We start from the raw sequence: 19,717 nt of genomic DNA, 5'->3' as shown, positions 1-19,717 counted from the left end.
AGAACAGCCCAATGCCTCGACGGGAAGTGTGTACGGGTAAATCAGGCACAGCCAAGGGAAAGAACAACGTCTTACCTCGGGAGATCTTACGACCTGTCTCGGATGAGACTAATACAACAGTGATGTTGTGTGACGGGTAATAAGAAGTCAGCAGAAGGCATAGTACCTTGGGGAAGTACAACCCAAGGGAAGGCCGGAACTGAATATATCAAGAAGCAGTCACTAGACACTCAATCATGTGGGGTCATAGCAAGATGAACAACATCTCTACGTACTACTGGGCAACACCGCAAGTGACGCTCATGGCCACGAAGAATGACAAGCATGATCGGCGTAGACAGGAGGACGAGTCTTGGTGACCTCAACTCAGTTGATGGAGCGGATCTGCTCCTCAACAAATCTGAACCAAGCCCTGAGAAGAGTGAAGAAGAACAAGGGATGTGCTGGGGTTGATAAACTCGACATAACAGCGACTATCTCGATGCTTCGGCAGTCTTCTAATGGGCAAGCGCTCCGCCAGAGCCTTCTGGACGGGAGCTACCAACCGCAACCCGTTCTGGGTGTAGAAATTCCCAAACCTAGCGGGGGAGTGAGGCAGCTAGGTATCCCAACTGTACTTGATAGGGTAGTCCAACAGGCCATTACCTCAGTACTGACAGATATCTACGAACCTCAGTTTTCAAGCAACAGTTATGGGTTCAGGCCTAACCGCAGTGCCCACCATGCATTGGTGGCAGCAAGCCACTACATCAGGGAGGGGCGGGGTTATGTAGTCGACATAGACCTGGCGAAATACTTCGATACTGTGAACCACGATAGACTGATGCACAGGCTATCGGAGGACATCACAGATAAACGGGTCCTGAAACTGGTCAGGTCATACCTACAGGCAGGCATAATGCGAAACGGGTTAGTTGAGCAGAGGCAACGAGGGACGCCACAGGGTGGACCATTATCTCCGCTGCTATCAAATATCGTATTAGATGAGTTGGATAAAGAGCTTGAGCGAAGAGGGCATAAGTTCTGCCGATATGCAGACGACTGCCAAATCTACGTGCACAGTGAGGAAGCCGCCAATCGAGTAAAAGCCTCAATCACGGAGTTCTTGGAGCAGAAACTGAAACTCAGGGTTAACCGTGAGAAAAGTGCGGCAACGAGAGTGACAGAGCGGACTTACCTAGGCCATCGCTTTCAACGAGATGGAAGCATCCATATCTCGAAGACAGCACAAACTCAGATGAAGAAGCGAGTGCGTCAAATAACGAAGCGGAATCGAGGGCGAGAGTTGAAGACAGTCCTAGTCGAACTCACTCAATACCTAAGAGGTTGGCAACACTATTTCAAGCTTGCCATACGGAAAAGCGCGATGCAGCGCTTGGATGAATGGATAAGGCGGCGCTTACGGTGCTATCGCCTCAAGCAGCGCAAGCGCAGATACAGCATAGCGACATGGTTACGCCAAGAGGGTGTAAGCGAACGCAATGCGTGGAAGCTGGCGATGTCAGATAAAGGGTGGTGGCACTTGGCTTTATCGCCCCAGCTCAATCAGGCCATGCCAATGAAATGGTTCAAGGAGATGGGTCTGTACTCGTTGCGAGATGGGTACGAGTCACTGAAAATATATTCGGAACCGCCGTATGCGACCCACGCTTGTACGGTGGTGTGAGAGGACGGAGGCCGTGAGGCCTCCTCCTACTCGATTTATACCGGTGCTTGCAATGATCCGAGCCTGTTAGCTTTCTTCATCCTGAAGTATGGCTTCATCGGTCTGCAACTGCGAGATCGCCTGCAATAGGCTCCCGTCCACTTCCGGCAGGGTATCGCTGAGGCGGATAGCTTCTCCCGGCACAAATGACAGCATGATATTTTTCAGGCTCGCCTGGCTGTTTCTTTGGTTTTGCAGGTGGAAGGCGGTTAACTGTTCATAAACCTGGGTTTCCAGCTTGGTAATTTGTTCGTCGGTGAGGTTGATCCGGGCCATGCAAATGGCTGGCCGGATCGAGTGCTTTTCCTGGTTGGCTTTAAAGCGTTTGACGAACAGGCGATCCAGCGGGCTGTCTTCTTCGTTAATGAAGCGTTTTTGCGCGTTGAGTTTAACCTTGGTTTTCTCAATGGTTTCCAGATAACCCATCATTTCCAGCGCCCGCAGGTAGTGAATGACCGACTGTTCCGAGAGTTGATAGTGCTGTTGAATTTCTTCGACCGACCACTGTAGCGAAACCAGCAGGTAGATGAAGTCGTACAGGTAGGGGTACTGGGCAAATATCCGGTTATTTTGCGGTGAAATCGCTTTGATGTCCTGCTGCTGCAGCTTGGCGGCCAGGGTTGAGAGCTGGACCAGATCGGTGTCCAGATAGCCGGCATAAAAGGTGATTTTATCGATCCCTAAGCTGGGGTTGTGAAACTGCCGCTTTAAGCTGCTGACCGGCACGCAGCAATACTCAGACAGCTGCGCATAACTGACCCCTTTTTCTTTCAGCGTTTCGCGTAACGCCGCCAGTAAGTAATCGGCTGAAATGTTCATGCTTTTCTCCGCCAGCAAGTGGTTGTGTAGCCTTCCGGATTGGCTGATGCTTCTGAGGTATACAATAATCATCCGATAAAATCCATGATGACTTTATCAACTTCGTTGTTTCGCGCCCATCACAATGACAGAAATCTCGTTGGACTGCCGTGAGTTGAAATTTCGGGCTGAATTAGCGAGCAATAAACATGGTGCTCCGGGGTACCGGTCATCGTCGGTGGCTGCTCGGCGCACTGGTCGCAGGCTTGCGGGCAGCGGGTGCGGAACACACAGCCGGAAGGCGGGTTGATCGGCGAGGGCAGATCGCCGGCCAGCAACTGCACGTCCCGTTGTCGCGCCAGGTGCGGGTTGGCGATCGGTACCGCAGACAGCAGTGCCTGGGTATAGGGGTGCTGGGCGTGGTCAAATACCCGGGTGTAGCGGCCAACTTCCATCGGTTTGCCCAGGTACATTACCATCACCCGGTCGCTGATATGGCGAACCACGCTGAGATCGTGGGCGATCATCACCATGGTCAGTCCCATCTCTTGTTGCAAGTCGCTGAGCAGGTTGATGACCTGGGCCTGCACCGAGACATCCAGGGCGCTGACCGGCTCGTCGCAGACCACCAGTTCAGGGCGCAGGATCAGCGCCCGGGCAATTCCGACCCGCTGGCACTGGCCGCCGGAGAACTCATGGGGATATCGGTTGCGCTGGCTGGCCAGCAGTCCGACTTTATCCATCATCTGCAAGACTCGCTGTTCGACGTCGCGGCGTGACAGTTGCGGCTCGTGGGTCAGCAGCGGTTCGGCGATACACTCAGCGACGGTCAGGCGCGGATTGAGGCTGGCCGAGGGATCCTGGAAAATCATCTGGAACTGGCGACGCTTTTGCTTCAGCTCGGCTTTGCGGTAGGCCAGCATGTTTTCCCCCTGCCAGGTGAGGGTGCCGCCGGTCGGTTCAATGAGTCGCAGCAGTGCCCGGGCCAGGGTCGATTTCCCGCAGCCGGATTCGCCGACGATCCCTAAGGTTTCGCCGCGGTAGATATCAAGATCGATCCCGTCGACCGCTTTCACTTGTTGGCGTCGGCTCGGCAGCGGGTGCTTGCCGACCCGGAAATGCACCTGCAAGCCACGCGCTGAGAGCAAGGGTTGGTTGGTGTTCATCATATACTCCTTATTCATTACGAATTCCTTAGACTGAGGCCGCTTGCTTGATCGGTTGGGATGCGCTGCATTGCGGCTCCGTCACCGCCACTTGCTCTGTGACCCCATGGCAGGCCAGCGCCTGACGGCTTGAGAGCCGGGTCAACGGCGCGGGTGTTTCGGCACATTGGGGCCGGGCAACCGAGCAGCGGGCGGTAAACGGACAGCCGTCATTGCGCAGCAGGGCGCTTGGTGGGCTGCCGGGAATGGTCGGCAGCCGCGGCATGTCGTCACGAATTGAGGGAATGGCTTTGAGCAGGCCCTGGGTGTAGGGATGCGCCGGTTGCTCAAACAGAGTGAACGTCTCGGCTTCTTCCATTTTGCGGCCACCGTACATCACCAGGACCCGGTCGCACATTTCGGCGACGACGCCCATATCATGGGTGATCAGGAGAATGGCGGTGTTGAATTCGGCCTGCAGCTCTCGCAACAGGGTCAGGATTTGGGCCTGAACCGTGACATCCAGCGCGGTGGTCGGCTCATCGGCGATCAGCAGCTCCGGCTGACACAACAGCGCCATCGCAATCATCACCCGTTGGCGCATCCCGCCGGACAATTCGTGGGGAAATTGGCTCATTCGGGTCGCGGCAGAAGGGATCCGCACCGCATCGAGCATCGCAATGGCCTGCTGTTCGGCAGCTTTGCGACTCAGGCCCCGGTGGATGCAGAGCACTTCGGACAGTTGCTTGCCGATTTTGACGAACGGGTTGAGTGAGGTCATCGGGTCCTGGAAAATCATCCCGATTTTTTCGGCGCGGATCTGGTTCAGTTCGCGTTTCGACATCGTCAGCAAATTCTCGCCATGAAAGCGGGCGGCGCCCTGAGTGGTACCGTTGTCGGCCGTCAGGCCCATCAGGGCAAAGACCGACTGGCTTTTGCCGGAGCCGGACTCGCCGACGATGCCTAAGGTTTCTCCGGCACGGATCGAGTAGGAGAGATCGCTGACTGCCTGGACCGGTCCGTCCGGGGTGTCAAAGCGAACCTGCATGTTCTCTACAGATAAAATCGTCATGGGGGCTCCTTAGCGATCTTTCGGGTCGAGCGCGTCACGCAGGCCGTCGCCGATAAAGTTGAAACAGAACAGGGTTGTCACCAGGAACAGGGACGGGAACAGCAGTTGCCACAGGGCGACGTCAATCGTTTTGGCCCCTTCGGCAATCAGCACGCCCCAGCTGGTATCCGGTGGCTGAACCCCCAGTCCTAAAAAGCTGAGAAAGGATTCGAACATGATGAAGCCGGGCACCATCAGCGAGGCGTAAACCATTACGATCCCCAGCACATTGGGCAGCACATGGCGGCGGACGATGGTCAGACGTGAAACGCCGATCGAATGGGCCGCTTCAATGAACTCGCGTTTTTTCAGGCTGAACGTGACACCGCGAACGACCCGGGCGATCCCGAGCCAGGAGACCATGCCGATCACCACGAAAATCAGGTAAATGTTATTGCCGAACAGGGTAACAAACAGGATCACCAGGAACATGAAAGGCACCGAGTCGAGCACTTCGATCACCCGCATCATGATGCTGTCGACCACTCCACCGACAAAGCCGGAGATGCTGCCCCACAGTGTGCCGATCACCACGGCCACCAGTGCGCCGAGAAAACCGACCATGATCGACAGGCGTCCACCCTGCATGGTGCGGGCAAACAGGTCCTGACCGAGATCGTCGGTGCCGAAATAGTGGCCGGAGGTCAGGGACGGTTGGCCCAGCACGTGGGGATCGGCGACCACGTTCCAGTCGATTTCATCGTGGGCAAAGGGCGACAGCGATGGACCGAGCGTGATACAGCCGATAATGAACATCAAGATACAGACGGAGGCCATGGCCGCTTTGTTCTGGCGAAAACGGCGCCAGGCATCCTGCCACAGGCTGCGGCCTTCCACGGCGTCGGTGGTGCTGTCAGGGCTATCCGAACGTTTCTGGTTCAGCGAGTGGTTGAGCGCTTGTGCCAGACTTTGATCGTCAATTTTCTTTGTGAGCATGCTGAACTCCTAAATCCGGATCCGCGGGTCGATCACGGTATAAAGAATATCGACCACGAGGTTAAAAAAGATGGTCAAGGTGGCGACAATCAAGGTAATGCCCATCACCAGGCCGTAGTCCCGGTTGAGCGCCCCGGAGACAAAGTGCTGACCCATACCACCGGTACTGAAGAAGATGTCGATGATCACCGAGCCGGTCACCACGGCAACAAAGCTGGGGCCGAGCATAGCGACTACCGGGATCAGTGAGGGACGCAGGGCGTGATGGAACAGGATGTAGCCGGTCGACAGCCCTTTGGCTTTGGCGGTGCGGATATATGGTTGGTTTAAGGTTTCAATCATGGCACCGCGCATCACCCGGGCAATGCTGGCAATTGAACCGATGGCCAGGCTCAGTACCGGCAGCACCAGAAAGGCCAGTTGGCCTCCTTCCCAGCCACCGGCCGGCAGCCAGTCCAGATGGATGGCGAAAATGGTGACCAGGATCGGGGCCAGCACAAACGCCGGGATCACCACGCCGGTCATTGACAGTGACATCAGCGCATAATCAAGGCGTGTGTTGCGGTTGAGGGCCGCGAGGGTGCCCAGCAGCATCCCGGTCGGCACCGAAATGGCAAACGAGAGAATGCCAAGCACAGCTGAAACCGGCCAGGACTGGGCAACCAGTTGGGTGACGGTAAAGTCCTGGTAGACAAAACTCGGTCCGAGATCGCCCTGGATAAAGTTGGAGATGTAGATAAAAAATTGGATCAGGAAGGGTTCGTTGAGGTGGAACTTGGCCTCGATATTGGCGCGAACCACTTCCGGCATCGGCCTTTCCATGTCAAACGGGCCGCCGGGGGAGATGTGCATCAGCCAGAACGACACCAGTGCGATAAACAGCAGGGTTGGAATGGCGATCATCAGGCGGCGGAGAATGTATAACACCATAGTGATTTCCACAGTCAAAAGGGTCGGGGGGAAGCAGCCTGGCCGGACATCACGGCGTCCCGGCCAGAGCTGCTTACAGTATGGTCTTCACGGATTAGTGAGCCTTTACATACACGTTCTTGCGATAGTAGGCCGCTTCCGGGTTGGTCCGCTCGTAACCGCCGATATAAGGCTGCAGCAGGTACTTGTCGCCGCCGCGGCGATACATGGGGATGATTGCCATATCCTGGATCAGCAGCTGCTCGGCCTGACGGTATTGTGCCGACGGATCACTGAGGGTTTTTGACTGGCGCATCAGGGCGTCGTATTGCGGGTTCTGGTAGCGCGAATCGTTAAATTCACCATTTGAGACAAAGATATCGAGCCAGGTTGAGGCTTCGTTGTAATCCGCCGTCCAGCCGCCGCGGCTGATATTGCCCGGATCTTTCAGGGCGTAGAACACCTTGGGCTCCAGCTGTTTGATTTCCACCTGGGCGCCCAGCACGCTTTTCCACATCCCCGCCATGGCCGTTGCCATTTTGACGTCCTGGGAGAAGGTCGGCACGGTGAAGGTCAGCTTGAGCGGGTTAGCCTTGCTGTAACCGGCCTCAGCCAGCAGGGCTTTGGCTTTTTGGTTGCGGACTTGCTGAGTCCAGGTCGCGTAGGCCGGGGTGAAGCTGTCAAAGTTGTCGGTTTGCGGCGGCACCAGGGTATACATGGGTACACCGCCGTTCTTGACGATTGCCTGGGTCATAATATTGCGGTCGATGGCATAGGAAAGCGCCTGGCGCACCCGCAGATCCTGGGTCGGACCGGACTGGGTATTGAGGTAGTAAAAGATGGAGCCCAGCGACGCGCTGGTGGTCGCTACTTTGGTCGGAAACTGTTTGAGGATCCGGTTTTTCTGCGCTGCCGGGATCGAGAGCGCTTCATCGAGTTCACCGGCCAGGAAGCGGTTCAGCGAGACGTTGGCATCACCGATTGGCAACCAAGTGATTTGATTGAGCACCACGGCATCAGCATTCCAGTAATGGGGGTTTTTGACCATCACCATTTTCTCATTGACCTTCCACGCCGAGACGGTAAAGGCGCCGTTGGTCACAATGTGTTCAGGTTGGGTCCAGGCGCTGCCGTATTGTTCGACGGTGGCCTGGTGTACCGGCGCCATGACCGGGTGGCTGAGGAGCTTGATGAAAAACGGGATGGGTTCTTCCAGCGTCACTTCGAAGGTGTGATCATCCAGGGCTCTGACACCCAGACTGCTCGGCGCGGCCTCACCATTCATAATTGCATCGGCGTTCTTGATGCCGGGAATTGCGGCGAACCAGGCATAAGGCGAGGCAGTTTTCGGGTCGAGCAGGCGTTGCCAGCTGTAGACAAAGTCGTGGGCTGTCACAGGCTCGCCGTTGGACCATTTCGAGTCCCGCAGGTGGAAGGTATAGACGGTGTTGTTTGCATTGACGTCCCAGTGGGTTGCAACCCCCGGCACGGTTTGGCCTTGCTTGTCCTGGGTGGTTAGGCCTTCAAACAGATCCCGACCCAGATTGAATGCCGGCTCTGCTGCTTGTTTGGCCGGATCAATCGAGGTGACTTCGGCACCGTTGTTGAGGGTAATTTCCTGTTTTTCTGCCAGCTGGGTGCCTGCCGGGTAAGGCATCGCTGCGGCAGGCAGGGTGATCAGACTGGCAATGAACATGCTGAGTTTTGCGATTTTTCTTGTACTCATCTTATCCTCTTTCACATCCGTGTAAGTTGAGAATAAATGTATATTGTATACAAAATGCTCTCAATTGAATTTTTACACTTTATTAACAAGGGGGCATAAAGTGATCCCGGTGGTGCCAAAAAGTGAGACCATGGCGGCAGGCAATAGTGAAGATTGACAGCGAGAGACCTGTGGCCGGCATCGGAATAAAAAAAGCCGGCTGAAAGCCGGCAAACACTACAGAAGTAAGGAAGTAAGGCCAACCGCTGAGCACAACCAGGGGTGGCAAATAAGCCGGACCGCTCGGGAGATTGAACGATGGCCCGGCATTGAGGGATTGGAAGCTGTGTTGTGAGATTGCGACAGGTGCCGCGACCTCATGGCATTGCGAAAATGTTACACCGCCGCTGTTGCGCGTTGCAGCCAGTCGCGCTCTTGCGGGGTTAAATCCCCTTCGAGCGCGTCAAAGACTTTGGCATGGTAGTCATTGAGCCACTGGCGCTCGGAAGCATCCAGCAAGGCCGGCTCCAGCGGGTGGGTGGCGATTGGCGCCAGGGTGATGGTGTCGAAACCGTAAAAATCACCAAACTCGTTCTGCTCAATCTTCACCACCTTCATGATGTTTTCGATCCGCACGCCGTATTCGCCTTCGCGGTAGACGCCGGGCTCGTTGGTGATCACCATATTCGGCTTCAGCTCGACCTCGGTCGGGGATTGCGAGAAGTTCTGCGGCCCTTCGTGGACATTCAGGCACATGCCGACCCCATGGCCGGTACCGCACTTGTAGTCGATACCCTGTTGCCACAACACCCCGCGCGCCAGCACGTCCAGGTTGGAGCCGGTAGAGCCTTTGAGAAAACGTGCCTGGCTGAGCCGGATCACCGCTTTGAGCACCAGGGTATAGTCGATGCGCTGTTGCTGGCTCAGGGTGCCGAAACTGAAGGTGCGGGTGATGTCCGTGGTGCCGCCCAGATACTGGCCACCGGAGTCGACCAGGAAGAAGTTCGACTCGTCAACCGGCTTGTTGCTGTCTTCATCGGCGGCGTAGTGCATTTTCGCGCCGTGCTCGGCAAATCCGGCAATGGTGCGGAAACTGTCACCCAGGTAGGTCGGCGCTAAGGCGCGAAAATGCTGTAGCTGCTGCTCGGCGCTGAGTTCGGTGACGTCGCCGCCGGGGACCTGCTGTTCCAGCCAGGTCATGAACTTTACCATCGCGATCCCGTCCAGCCGCAACGTCTCTTCCATGTTTTCCAGCTCGGTGTCGTTCTTGCTGGCTTTCATGTCGGTGACATAACTGCGCTGGTGTGTCACGGTCAGGCCGTCGGGCAGACTGCAGATCAGGCGCGCATCGCTGTGGCTGGCACAACTGCGGAAATGATGCCCGGCATCCAGCTTGCCCAGGACGTCGCTGATGTGTTCATAAGGCTGGCAACTAACGCCTTGCGCTTCGAGTTTGCTTTGTACGTCTTCCGGCAGTTTCTGCAGATCGATAAACAGCGTAGCCGTTTGGGCATTGATTAGCAGGTAGCCCTCAGAAATTGGACAGTATGGGGTATCGCCGCCACGAATGTTGAGGGTCCACATCACATCATCCAGCGTTGAGATCAGCAGATCATCCACCTGATCGCTGGTCATGTACTGGCGGATTTGGGCCAGCTTTTGTGCCGTGGTCTGTCCGGCGTATTGCAGCGGATGATTGAACACAGGTGTGGTCGGCCGGACCGGGCGATCGTGCCAGATCCCGCCGATCAGGTCGTGCTCCAGCACGATGTCGATGGCTTTGTCGGCAAACGCGGTCTGAAGTTGTTGGTAAAACGCATAACTGATGGTGCGGCCGTCGACGCCGACCCGGCTGTTGGCCGGCAGTGTCTGCGCCAGCCATTCTGGGATCGACGGGGTTTCCGCCAGTCTGGCTTTAAACAGAGGAAGCCCGCTGCCTTGCAGCTGCTCTTCAGCCTGGATGTAGTAACGGCCATCGGTCCACAAACCACCACCGTCAGGGGTGATCACCGCATCGCCCGCCGAGCCGGTGAAACCGGTGATCCAGCGCCGGGCCAGCCAATGATCGGCTGAATATTCGCTGCTGTGGGGATCGTTGTTGGTGACGATATAGGCGTCGAGCTGCAACGCCGACATGGCATCGCGTAGTTGGCTGAGACGCTGGGAAACCGGGCAGTGCGTACTTGCTTGAAGACTCATCCTATCCTCTGTGTCATCCGTGTGAAGTGATGACAAATGTATAGTGTCAAGAAAGCGCTCACAATTGTGTGTTTACATCTTATTAACGAAGGCGCAGAAATTAATCCTTTGGGTCTCAGAAACTGAGACTGTGAGTTCACAGAGTGGGTTCATTGCAATCGGGAGGAGAGCTGCCGGGTTGCCTGAATGAGGTGCGCCGATAACTCCCGGATATGCTGTTTGGTAAATTCCTCACGATTGACTCCCAGGCTGATGGCGGCGATGGCCTGGTTGTTGAGATCCAACACCGGCGCCGCAATAAAACTCAGGCTGGACGAATCCGGACTTTCCGTGACGGCGTAACCGAGTCGCCGGGCCTGTTGCAGCTCTTCCAGCATCGCCGCCAAACGTTGCGGGGCATTTTGGCCCTTGGGAAGGACTTGCGCGAGATAATCTTCCTGAAAGCGGGCAGGGCGAGTGGATAAAATCGCTTTACCGGGTGCGGCTTCGTACACCGGAAAGGTGGTTCCGATGTAGACGTTCGACACCCTGGCCATGGATGATTCTGTTTTGGCGATGGTGACGATCCGGCTCCCGACTTCGATATTGAGATAGACCGACTGATAGGTTTCGTTCTTCAGGATTTCTGCAATCGGATGAAAGATCGAGATGGAATCCTGGCGGCTGAACACGGTTGAGGCGAGCTGAAAGATGGCTGCGCCCATGCAATATTTTTTGCGGGCGCTGGGGTCAATGCTAATCATGCCGTGCTGTAGCAGGGCTTCCAGCAATCGGTGGGTAGTGGAATAAGCTAGCCCGGTCTCTTCCGAGATCTCTGACAGGGATAAAGAGGTCGATGAACGGGCAAGTAGTTGCAGTATCTGCACGGCGCCATCGACCGCCGGTGCTTTGGATTTGGTGGGTAACATGGCTGGTAACATAGTTGTTAAAATGTCGTTAATTGAAATGCTATCACATTTATTTTTCCATATATGGAAATAATTTGATTTTAGCCCCATCACGTTTGACCGATTTATCAGTAGCTCCATAAGATTCTTCAAAACAAAGTGGAGAAGCCTCATGCGAGTGGAACGTAATTTTGTCAATAATCAGTTTCAGGAGACGGTCGGTCACGAAACGATTGCCGTCTATAACCCCGAAAATGAAACGCAGATCGCCCAAGTGACTGCTGCATCGTCAAAGGATGTACTGGATGCGGTGGCAGTGGCCAGCCAGGCTCAGCGTACCTGGCGTCGCTTGACCAGTCTTGAGCGGGGCGAACACCTGAAAAAGCTGGCGGACAAGCTGGTTGAGCACGCTGGTGATATCGGCCGGGTGCTGGCGCTGGAGTCCGGGAAAAGTGTCGAAGATGCTGTGAACGAGACCATTTATGCGGCGGATATTACCCGATATCACGCAGAGTGGGCGCGCCGGATTGAAGGGGAAATCATTCCCAGCGATACGCCGGATGAAAACCTGTTGCTTCATCGCGAGCCGATCGGTGTGGTGGCGTGTCTGATCCCGTTTAACTATCCGGTATATACGCTGCTGCGCAAAATCGCCCCGGCCTTGATCACCGGAAATACCGTGGTGGTCCGTCCCAGCAACAATACTCCTTGCTCGGCGTTTGCGATTGCACAGGCGATTGTAGAAGCCGAGTTGCCGGCAGGCGTGGTGAATATTCTGACCATGGATCACGCAACTGCAGAGACCATGTGTACCCACCCGAAAGTCGGCATGATCACCTTAACCGGCAGTGTCGGCGCAGGGCGTAAGGTGCTGGAGTACTCTCAGGTCAATATTGCCAAGTCTTCCCTGGAGCTGGGCGGGAAAACGCCGGCCATTGTGGCCCCGGATGCAGATCTGGCCAAAGCGGCACGTGAGATTGTGGCCTCGAAAACTTCGAATTGCGGCCAGTTGTGCACGGCGGTTGAGCGGGTCTATGTGCACGAGTCCATCAAGTCGGAATTTACCATGTTGCTCAAGCAAGAGATGGAAAGTGTTCAGTATGGCCCGCGCTCGCAGGAGCCGAGTTACATGGGGCCACTGGTCAACGAGAATGCACGGCTGAATATTCATCAGATGGTGGAGCGTGCCATCGACGATGGCGCCCATCTGATGACGGGCGGCTTTATTCCGGAAGGGAAAGGTCATTTCTATCCTCCGACAATTCTGACCAATTGCCGTCAGGACATGGAAATTGTTCAGGAAGAAATCTTTGGCCCGGTGTTGCCGATCCTGACTTACAAGACCATTGAAGAAGCCATTGAACTGGCTAACGACCACCAGTTTGGCCTGGCCTCGCTGATTTACACCGAGAGCTACCGTGATGCGATGCAAGTGGCAAATAACATCGAAGCCGGTGAGTTCTACATCAACCGGATCCCTGCCGACCCTTACCAGGGCTATCACCAGGGTTGGAAACGCTCCGGCCTCGGTGGCGACGATGGCAAGCACGGCATGCTGGATTACACCCAAACCCGCTTAGTGGTTGCCAAATACTAAGCCCGGACTTCCCTGACTTGAAGGCGCACGCCAGATAACAAATACAAAGTGCGCCTGCAAACACAAAAGGACTGAATCATGTCAAATGCAACGATGGAACCCGTTGTAGGCACGCCTACATCCAAAAAAGAGCAGATGAGCCGTTATTTTCAATTTTTATTGATCCTGATGGCGGGCGGCGCGATCTACCCGCTGCTGTATCTGCGTCAGAATTTCGAGGTCTCGATTCTCGAAGTATTTAACATCACCACTTCCGAGCTGGGCAGCTATTACTCGGCACTGGGCGTGATGTATATGGTCTGCTACCTGCCGAGCGGATGGCTGGCAGATAAATTTTCTCCCCGGCTCCTGATCACTTTTTCAATGGCAGCCACCGGCGGCCTGGGCCTCTGGTTTGCCTCTGTTCCTTCTAAAGCCGTGTTGCCATACATCTTTTTGGGCTGGGGCCTGGCAGCAGGATTGACCTTCTGGGCGTCCTTGATCAAAGGGGTCAAGATGCTGGCCAGCAAGAATGAACAAGGCCGATTTTTCGGCATTCTGGACGGCGGGCGTGGTCTGGTGGAAGCCGTGCTGGCGACAATAGCGATTGGTTTGTTTGCCTATGCCATTGAAACCAATGGCGAATCAACAACGGTCGCCCTGAAGCAGGTGATCTACATGTATGCCTACACCTGCCTGACACTGGCGGTGGTCATCTTCCTGTTTTTCAACAATAAAAACGAAGTTGAAGAAGAAAAGGCCGAACGTCAGGGAACGTTGATCGGTAATCTGAAGTTTTTAGCTTCCATTCCTGAGCTGTGGCTGGTGGCAGGGGTGATTTTCTGTGGTTATCAGCTGTTCTGGGCAACGTATTCTTTCTCCGCTTACATGCAACAAAGCTATGAAATCAGTGCTGTGACTGCTGGCTTTATCACGGTTGCGAAACTCTGGATGCGTCCGATTGGCGGCATTGGCGCAGGTTTTCTCGGGGACCGGTTCCGGATCGAAAACGTGCTGGCCTTGTCTTTGCTCGGCTCGTCTATTGGTTTGCTGCTGATGATTGCGCTACCGGATATGCAGAGCATCACCCTGCTGTTGGCACTGGTGCTGCTGATTGGGGTGTTGACCTATGCGATCCGCGGCCTGTACTGGGCAATTCTTGACGGGTGTGATGTGCCGGCTCACGTCACCGGCCTGGCGGTTGGGATCATCTCACTGATTGCATACACCCCGGATATTTTCTTGCCGATGATCAACGGCTACCTGGCGGAAAAATACGAAGGACTCACGGTGTACCACCTCTACTTTGGTTATATCGCGGTGATGGGCGTTATCGGCACCATTGCCTGCCTGAAACTAAAACAAATGATCGACGCTAAGCAGGGAGCTTAAACCATGAAAGTTACGCATTTAGAAACCCATGTTGTTGCGACACCAGCGCCTCATATTGGCGGCATGTACTGGATTTTTGTCCAAATTCGTACCGATTGCGGCATTGAAGGAGTCGGAGAGGTTTATGCTGCTTCGTTTCATCCGGAGGTGATGAAAGCGGCCATTGAGGATGTGTTTGAGCGTTACCTGAAAGGCCACGATCCGCACCATGTCGAGCGCTTTTTCCGTGAGACCTACTCCAGCGGTTTCACGCAAAGGCCGGATCTGACCATGATGGGAGTCGTCAGCGGCTTGGAGATGGCTTGCTGGGATATTATCGGTAAGGCTGCGGGTAAACCTGTGTATGAGCTCATTGGCGGCAAAGTACACGATAAGCTTCGCTCATACACGTATCTGTATCCGGAAAACAGCCGTGGTGAATACGACTACGATAGTGTCGACTTAGCGGTTGAGTGTGCCATCCAGAACATGGAGTTGGGCTTTACTGCGCTCAAGTTTGATCCGGCTGGTCCTTATACGGCCTACTCCGGTCATCAGCTGACACTGGAGGCGATGGATAAATCGGCTCAGTTTTGTGCACGGATCCGTGAAGCGGTCGGGAATCACTGCGACCTGCTGTTCGGCACCCACGGCCAAATGTGTGTGTCGTCCGCGATTCGCCTGGCCAAGCACCTGGAGCCGTTTGATCCGCTTTGGTTTGAAGAGCCGGTCCCACCGGGCCAGCATGAAGCGATGGCTCGGGTGGCACAGAAGACCTCGATCCCGGTGGCGACCGGTGAGCGCCTGACCACCAAGTATGAGTTCCATGAGGTGTTGCGCCATAACGCGGCGTCGATCCTGCAAATGAACCTGGGGCGTGTCGGCGGGATCCTGGAAGCGAAGAAGATCGCTGCACTGGCGGAAGTTCATTATGCTCAGATTGCGCCGCATCTCTATAACGGGCCAGTGGGTGCAGCCGCCAGTATTCAGCTGGCTGCGGCGACCCCGAACTTCCTGATCCAGGAAAGCATTATGACCTGGGGTGGGTTCCATGCCGACGTGTTGCAGGAGCCGATCCGTTGGGAGAAAGGCTACATTATTCCTTCTGAGAAGCCGGGGCTGGGGATTGAGCTGAATATGGATGTGGTGAAAGCGAGGTCGCCGTACACCAGCCGAACCCTGCATTTGTCGATGGATCAAAAGCCATATGATGTGACGCAGGAGTCGTCGACATCCTGGAAAGTGAAACCGGAGTGATCAGCATGAAGCAGTACGATTACATTATTGTCGGGGCCGGCTCTGCCGGCTGTATTCTGGCCAATCGTCTGACGGAGTCGGGGGAATACTCGGTGTTGCTGATTGAAGCCGGGGGCCGTGATGTCAGCCCCTGGTTCAAGCTACCGGTCGGTTTCGCCAAGACCTACTATCACCCGAAGTATAACTACATGTATTACAGTGAGCCGGAATCCAGCATGGCCGGGCGGGCAATTTATGCCCCGCGCGGCAAGGTCCAGGGGGGATCCGGCTCCATCAACGCGATGATTTATGTTCGTGGTCAGCGACAGGATTATGATGACTGGGCACGCCAGGGTAATCCGGGGTGGGGTTTTGACGATGTGCTGCCATATTTCAAAAAGCTTGAGCAGCATCCGTTGGGCGATACTGAGTACCACAGCTCAAAAGGCCTGATCGGCATCACTCAAATGAAGCATGATGCGCATAAAATCTGCGACTTTTACCTCAAAGGCTGCGAAGAGCTGGGATATTCGCTCAATGATGATTTTAACGGCGCGCAGTTTGAAGGGGCGGGTATTTATGAAACCAATATTCGCAACGGGATGCGGGACTCCAGTAGCTTTGCCTACCTTGAGCCGGCAAAAAAGCGTGCGAACCTGACCATCTTCCATCATACCCAGACTCGGAAAATTCTGGTGGATGAGCATCAGCGCGCAACCGGCGTCGAAGTCGCGGTCGCAGGAGATCACCAAATTTTCCATGCTCGCAAGGAAGTGATTTTGTCGGCAGGGGCAGTGGACTCCCCGAAACTGCTGATGCTGTCCGGCATCGGAGAGCGTTCTTGTTTAGAGTCGCTTGGCATTCCGGTGGTGAAAGATTTACCTGCGGTCGGCCAAAACCTGCAGGATCATGTCTGTGTTAGTTTTTACTACCGGGCTACGCAAAAGACGCTCAATGATGATCTGACAAGTTGGTGGGGACAGGCAAAGGCGGGACTTCAGTATTTGCTCAATCGTCGCGGTCCGCTGGCACTGAGCGTGAATCAGGCGGGTGGATTCTTCAAAGGGAGTAAGGATGAAGCACTGCCGAATATACAGCTATATTTCAATCCGCTCTCTTATGAAATTCCCAAAGATCCCAACGCCAAAATGGTGCCGGATCCTTACTCCGGGTTTCTGGTTGCGTTTAACCCCTGTCGCCCGAGCAGCCGGGGAGAGATCACCCTGAAGTCTGGTGATCCGGATGATGCGGCGGCGATCCGCCCGTGCTACCTGAGTACCGAGAAAGATATTCAGGAAGTGATCCAGGGGACGAAGCTGATCCGCCACATCATGACGGCACCAACACTGCAGTCTCTGACGGAAGTAGAAGTCAAACCAGCCGGCTTGGTCACTGATGAAGCTTCCATGGTGGATTACTTCCGGGAAAATGGCGGCTCGATTTATCACCTGTGTGGCACTTGCGCGATGGGACCCGATGAAGCTGACGCCGTGGTAAATCATGAGCTGAAAGTGCATGGGGTGGAGGGGCTGCGGGTGGTAGATGCGTCGATTTTCCCGAATATCACCTCGGGGAACACCAATGCGCCGGTGATGATGGTGGCGGAGAAAGGTGCCGATATGATTTTACAGGCCGCAGCCGAAATACAGCCCTCCGAAGGGCCGGCAGCCGCCTGAAAGCGATTGGGCGGTAAACCGGGTGGAATAGATTAACTTTCCATTTTGAAACAGACGCTTACTGCGTCTGTTTTTGTGTCTGGCTGATCATTTGCCGTGAGGGTTTGCAGTACTGGCTGGCTGAAACAATGTCATCATTTCAAAAATCACTTCAATTCGTTAGGTTTTTTGTCAAAAATGAAATAAAGATTTTTTGAGGATACCTGGATGCGAACCCGCTCTGATGATCTGGAAATTTTTCTGGCTGTGGTCGACAGTGGTGGCTTTTCAGCCGCCGCTGAGGCGCTGGATATTCAAGTGGCGCGGGTCTCCCGTGCGGTCAGTAAAGTTGAATCCCAATTGGGGGTTTCCCTGCTCAACCGGACCACCCGGCGCGTTGAGCTGACCGACGAAGGGCGTCAGTTCGTCTCGACGGTACGGGCCGGATTGCGCCAGCTGCAACAGGCGGAAGAAGATATCGTCAGCCGGGGCGAGTTGCCCAAAGGCCGGTTGCGGGTTGATGCTGCGACCCCGTTTCTGTTTCACCAGCTGGTGCCGCTGATCCAACCGTTTCGCGAGGCCTACCCGGATATTGAACTGGTGATGACCTCCCATGAAGGCTACGTCGATTTGCTAGAAAAACAGACCGATGTGGCGATTCGGATTGGCCGTCTGACCGATTCCACCCTCCATGCCCGGTCGCTGGGCAAGAGTGAGTTGTATATGGTGACATCCCCGGACTATATCTCGCGCCGTGGCTGCCTGCATCATCCGAATGAGCTGGAGCAGCACGACTTGATTGGGTTTACCGGACCGAAAATTCTCAACACCTGGCCGTTGCCGGGCGTGGGGGAGATCACGCCGACCCTGGTGGTCAGCAATGGCGAGTTAGTGCGGCAATTGACGCTGGCGGGGAACGGGATCTCTTGCTTGTCCGGGTTCATGGTGAAAAAGGATATTGAGCAGGGGCGCTTGATCCCGCTGTTTGAATCGGTCAAGACCACCAACACCGGCCGCGAGCCGGTCAATGCGGTGTATTATAAGTCGTCCTCGGTGGCGAGGCGGATCAGTGCGTTCATTGATTTTATCCAGCCACGACTGACGCTCTAGTCACAGTCACTATTATTGCAATTATCACAAAAATGATTTGTGGTAATTGCGGTCAATGTTCGTAATCTTGCTTGTTAAGATGCCCTCAAATCCGACTGAGGACAGACTCAATGAGCAACTCCCTGTTTCAACCGATCACGCTCGGTCACCTGACCCTGAAAAACCGCATCGTTATGCCGCCGATGACCCGCTCGCGCGCCAGTCAGCCGGGCGATGTGGCTAATGAGCTGATGGCAACTTACTACGCCCAGCGTGCCGGTGCCGGGCTGATTGTCTCTGAAGGCACTCAAATCTCACCGTTGGGTAAAGGCTACGCCTGGACCCCGGGGATCTATACACCGGCGCAGATCGCCGGTTGGCGTCAAGTCACCGATGCGGTGCACCGTGAAGGCGGGGTGATGTTCGTGCAGCTCTGGCATGTCGGCCGGGTGACGAATCCTGATAACACTGGCGGCGCTCAGCCGATTTCCGCGTCAGCAGTGAAGGCGGAGAACGTCAAAGTATTTGTCGATAACGGTACGGACGCACCAGGGTTTGTCGATGTGGTCGCGCCGCGTGAAATGACAAAGGCCGATATTCAGCAGGTGATTGCTGAGTATCGCCAGTCGGCGCTGAACGCCATCGAGGCTGGCTTTGATGGTATTGAGCTGCATGCCGCCAATGGTTATCTGATCAACCAGTTTATCGATTCCGAATCAAATCATCGCACCGATGAGTACGGCGGTAGCCTGGAGAACCGGCTGCGTTTTCTGGACGAAGTGGTTGGCGCATTAGTCAATGCCATCGGCGCCGAGCGTGTCGGGGTACGTCTGGCACCGTTCACCACATTGAACGGCACGGTTGATGCGGATCCGCAAACCACATACACGGCAGCGGCGGCACTGTTGAATCGCCACAAGATTGTCTATTTGCATATTGCCGAAGTGGACTGGGATGATGCGCCGGATACACCAATGACGTTCAAGCAGGCGATCCGAGCCCAGTTTGACGGCGTGCTGATCTATGCCGGTCGCTATTTTACCCAGCAGGATCAGGCTGCCAAAGCCGAGCTGGCGATTGCATCAGGGCTTGCAGACATGATCGGCTTCGGGCGTCCGTTTGTCGCCAACCCGGATTTGCCGGTGCGGCTGGCGCAGGGCTTTCCGGTAGCCACGCATGATCCGGACACCCTGTTTGGCGGCGGAGAAAAAGGGCTGACCGATTATCCTGTCTACCAGGCCGCGAAATAAAAAAACGCCAGGTGTTGCAATCCGCTGATGAGGACTGTGAAATTCGCCATCATAACCAAATCATATTTGGCCCAAGCTTCATGGGTATATGCTTTATAGAAGCGAAAGTTTGGATATGTCGGATTGGCCGCAGTGAGGAGGTACC

The 19,717-nt window shown here is 55.1% G+C and carries 15 protein-coding genes; 7 read left to right on the top strand and 8 right to left on the bottom strand.

The genetic code is table 11. The annotated features are described in order from the left end of the window. The first annotated feature begins 373 nt into the window (after positions 1-373). Entirely contained in the window at positions 374-1,666 is a 1,293-nt protein-coding gene (ltrA, locus tag NNL38_RS18165) for a group II intron reverse transcriptase/maturase (protein WP_369414611.1), read from the top strand. 66 nt (positions 1,667-1,732) lie between these two features. Here ltrA and NNL38_RS18160 read toward each other — a convergent pair whose 3' ends face one another. The 8 genes from NNL38_RS18160 to NNL38_RS18125 form a co-directional block, all read right to left on the bottom strand. Further along, entirely contained in the window at positions 1,733-2,524 is a 792-nt protein-coding gene (locus NNL38_RS18160; protein WP_255391852.1) for a transcriptional regulator, read from the bottom strand. 119 nt (positions 2,525-2,643) lie between these two features. Beyond that, a complete protein-coding gene (locus NNL38_RS18155) occupies positions 2,644-3,669 on the bottom strand; it encodes an ABC transporter ATP-binding protein (protein ID WP_255392279.1) in 1,026 nt (341 codons plus the stop codon). A 28-nt stretch (positions 3,670-3,697) separates the two neighbouring features. Beyond that, a complete protein-coding gene (locus tag NNL38_RS18150; protein WP_255391851.1) occupies positions 3,698-4,720 on the bottom strand; it encodes an ABC transporter ATP-binding protein in 1,023 nt (340 codons plus the stop codon). A 9-nt stretch (positions 4,721-4,729) separates the two neighbouring features. After that, the gene (locus NNL38_RS18145) at positions 4,730-5,695 is read right to left on the bottom strand and encodes an ABC transporter permease subunit (protein WP_255391850.1); all 966 of its coding nucleotides are present in this window, start codon (positions 5,693-5,695) and stop codon (positions 4,730-4,732) included. Between the two features lie 9 nt (positions 5,696-5,704). Continuing rightward, positions 5,705-6,625, bottom strand: a complete 921-nt coding sequence (oppB, locus tag NNL38_RS18140; RefSeq protein WP_255391849.1) for an oligopeptide ABC transporter permease OppB — start codon at positions 6,623-6,625, stop codon at positions 5,705-5,707. A 94-nt stretch (positions 6,626-6,719) separates the two neighbouring features. Continuing rightward, entirely contained in the window at positions 6,720-8,300 is a 1,581-nt protein-coding gene (locus NNL38_RS18135) for a peptide ABC transporter substrate-binding protein (RefSeq protein ID WP_255392278.1), read from the bottom strand. A 405-nt stretch (positions 8,301-8,705) separates the two neighbouring features. After that, a complete protein-coding gene (locus NNL38_RS18130) occupies positions 8,706-10,508 on the bottom strand; it encodes an aminopeptidase P family protein (protein WP_255391848.1) in 1,803 nt (600 codons plus the stop codon). A 149-nt stretch (positions 10,509-10,657) separates the two neighbouring features. Continuing rightward, on the bottom strand, positions 10,658-11,416 hold the full coding sequence (locus NNL38_RS18125; RefSeq protein ID WP_255391847.1) for an IclR family transcriptional regulator: 759 nt from the start codon (positions 11,414-11,416) through the stop codon (positions 10,658-10,660). Between the two features lie 151 nt (positions 11,417-11,567). Here NNL38_RS18125 and aldA point away from each other — a divergent pair, with 151 nt between their 5' ends. From aldA to NNL38_RS18095, 6 genes are all read left to right on the top strand, one after another. Continuing rightward, on the top strand, positions 11,568-12,992 hold the full coding sequence (aldA, locus tag NNL38_RS18120) for an aldehyde dehydrogenase (protein WP_255391846.1): 1,425 nt from the start codon (positions 11,568-11,570) through the stop codon (positions 12,990-12,992). Between the two features lie 78 nt (positions 12,993-13,070). Beyond that, a complete protein-coding gene (locus NNL38_RS18115; protein WP_255391845.1) occupies positions 13,071-14,363 on the top strand; it encodes an MFS transporter in 1,293 nt (430 codons plus the stop codon). Between the two features lie 3 nt (positions 14,364-14,366). After that, entirely contained in the window at positions 14,367-15,599 is a 1,233-nt protein-coding gene (locus NNL38_RS18110; RefSeq protein ID WP_255391844.1) for a mandelate racemase/muconate lactonizing enzyme family protein, read from the top strand. Between the two features lie 5 nt (positions 15,600-15,604). Beyond that, positions 15,605-17,254 carry a GMC family oxidoreductase gene (locus NNL38_RS18105; RefSeq protein WP_255391843.1) on the top strand — a complete coding sequence of 550 codons (1,650 nt, stop codon included), beginning with the start codon at positions 15,605-15,607 and terminating at the stop codon, positions 17,252-17,254. A 207-nt stretch (positions 17,255-17,461) separates the two neighbouring features. After that, positions 17,462-18,343 (top strand): LysR substrate-binding domain-containing protein, encoded by an 882-nt coding sequence (locus NNL38_RS18100; protein ID WP_255391842.1) that lies wholly within the window; start codon positions 17,462-17,464, stop codon positions 18,341-18,343. Positions 18,344-18,453: 110 nt separating this feature from the next. Continuing rightward, positions 18,454-19,572, top strand: coding sequence for an alkene reductase (locus NNL38_RS18095; RefSeq protein WP_255391841.1), 1,119 nt, complete (start codon positions 18,454-18,456; stop codon positions 19,570-19,572). Positions 19,573-19,717 lie beyond the last annotated feature (145 nt).

Source organism: Photobacterium atrarenae (assembly GCF_024380015.1).
Lineage (GTDB): Bacteria > Pseudomonadota > Gammaproteobacteria > Enterobacterales > Vibrionaceae > Photobacterium > Photobacterium atrarenae.
Note: the sequence above shows the minus strand (reverse complement) of the source record. Positions and strands in the feature narration are given on the sequence as shown.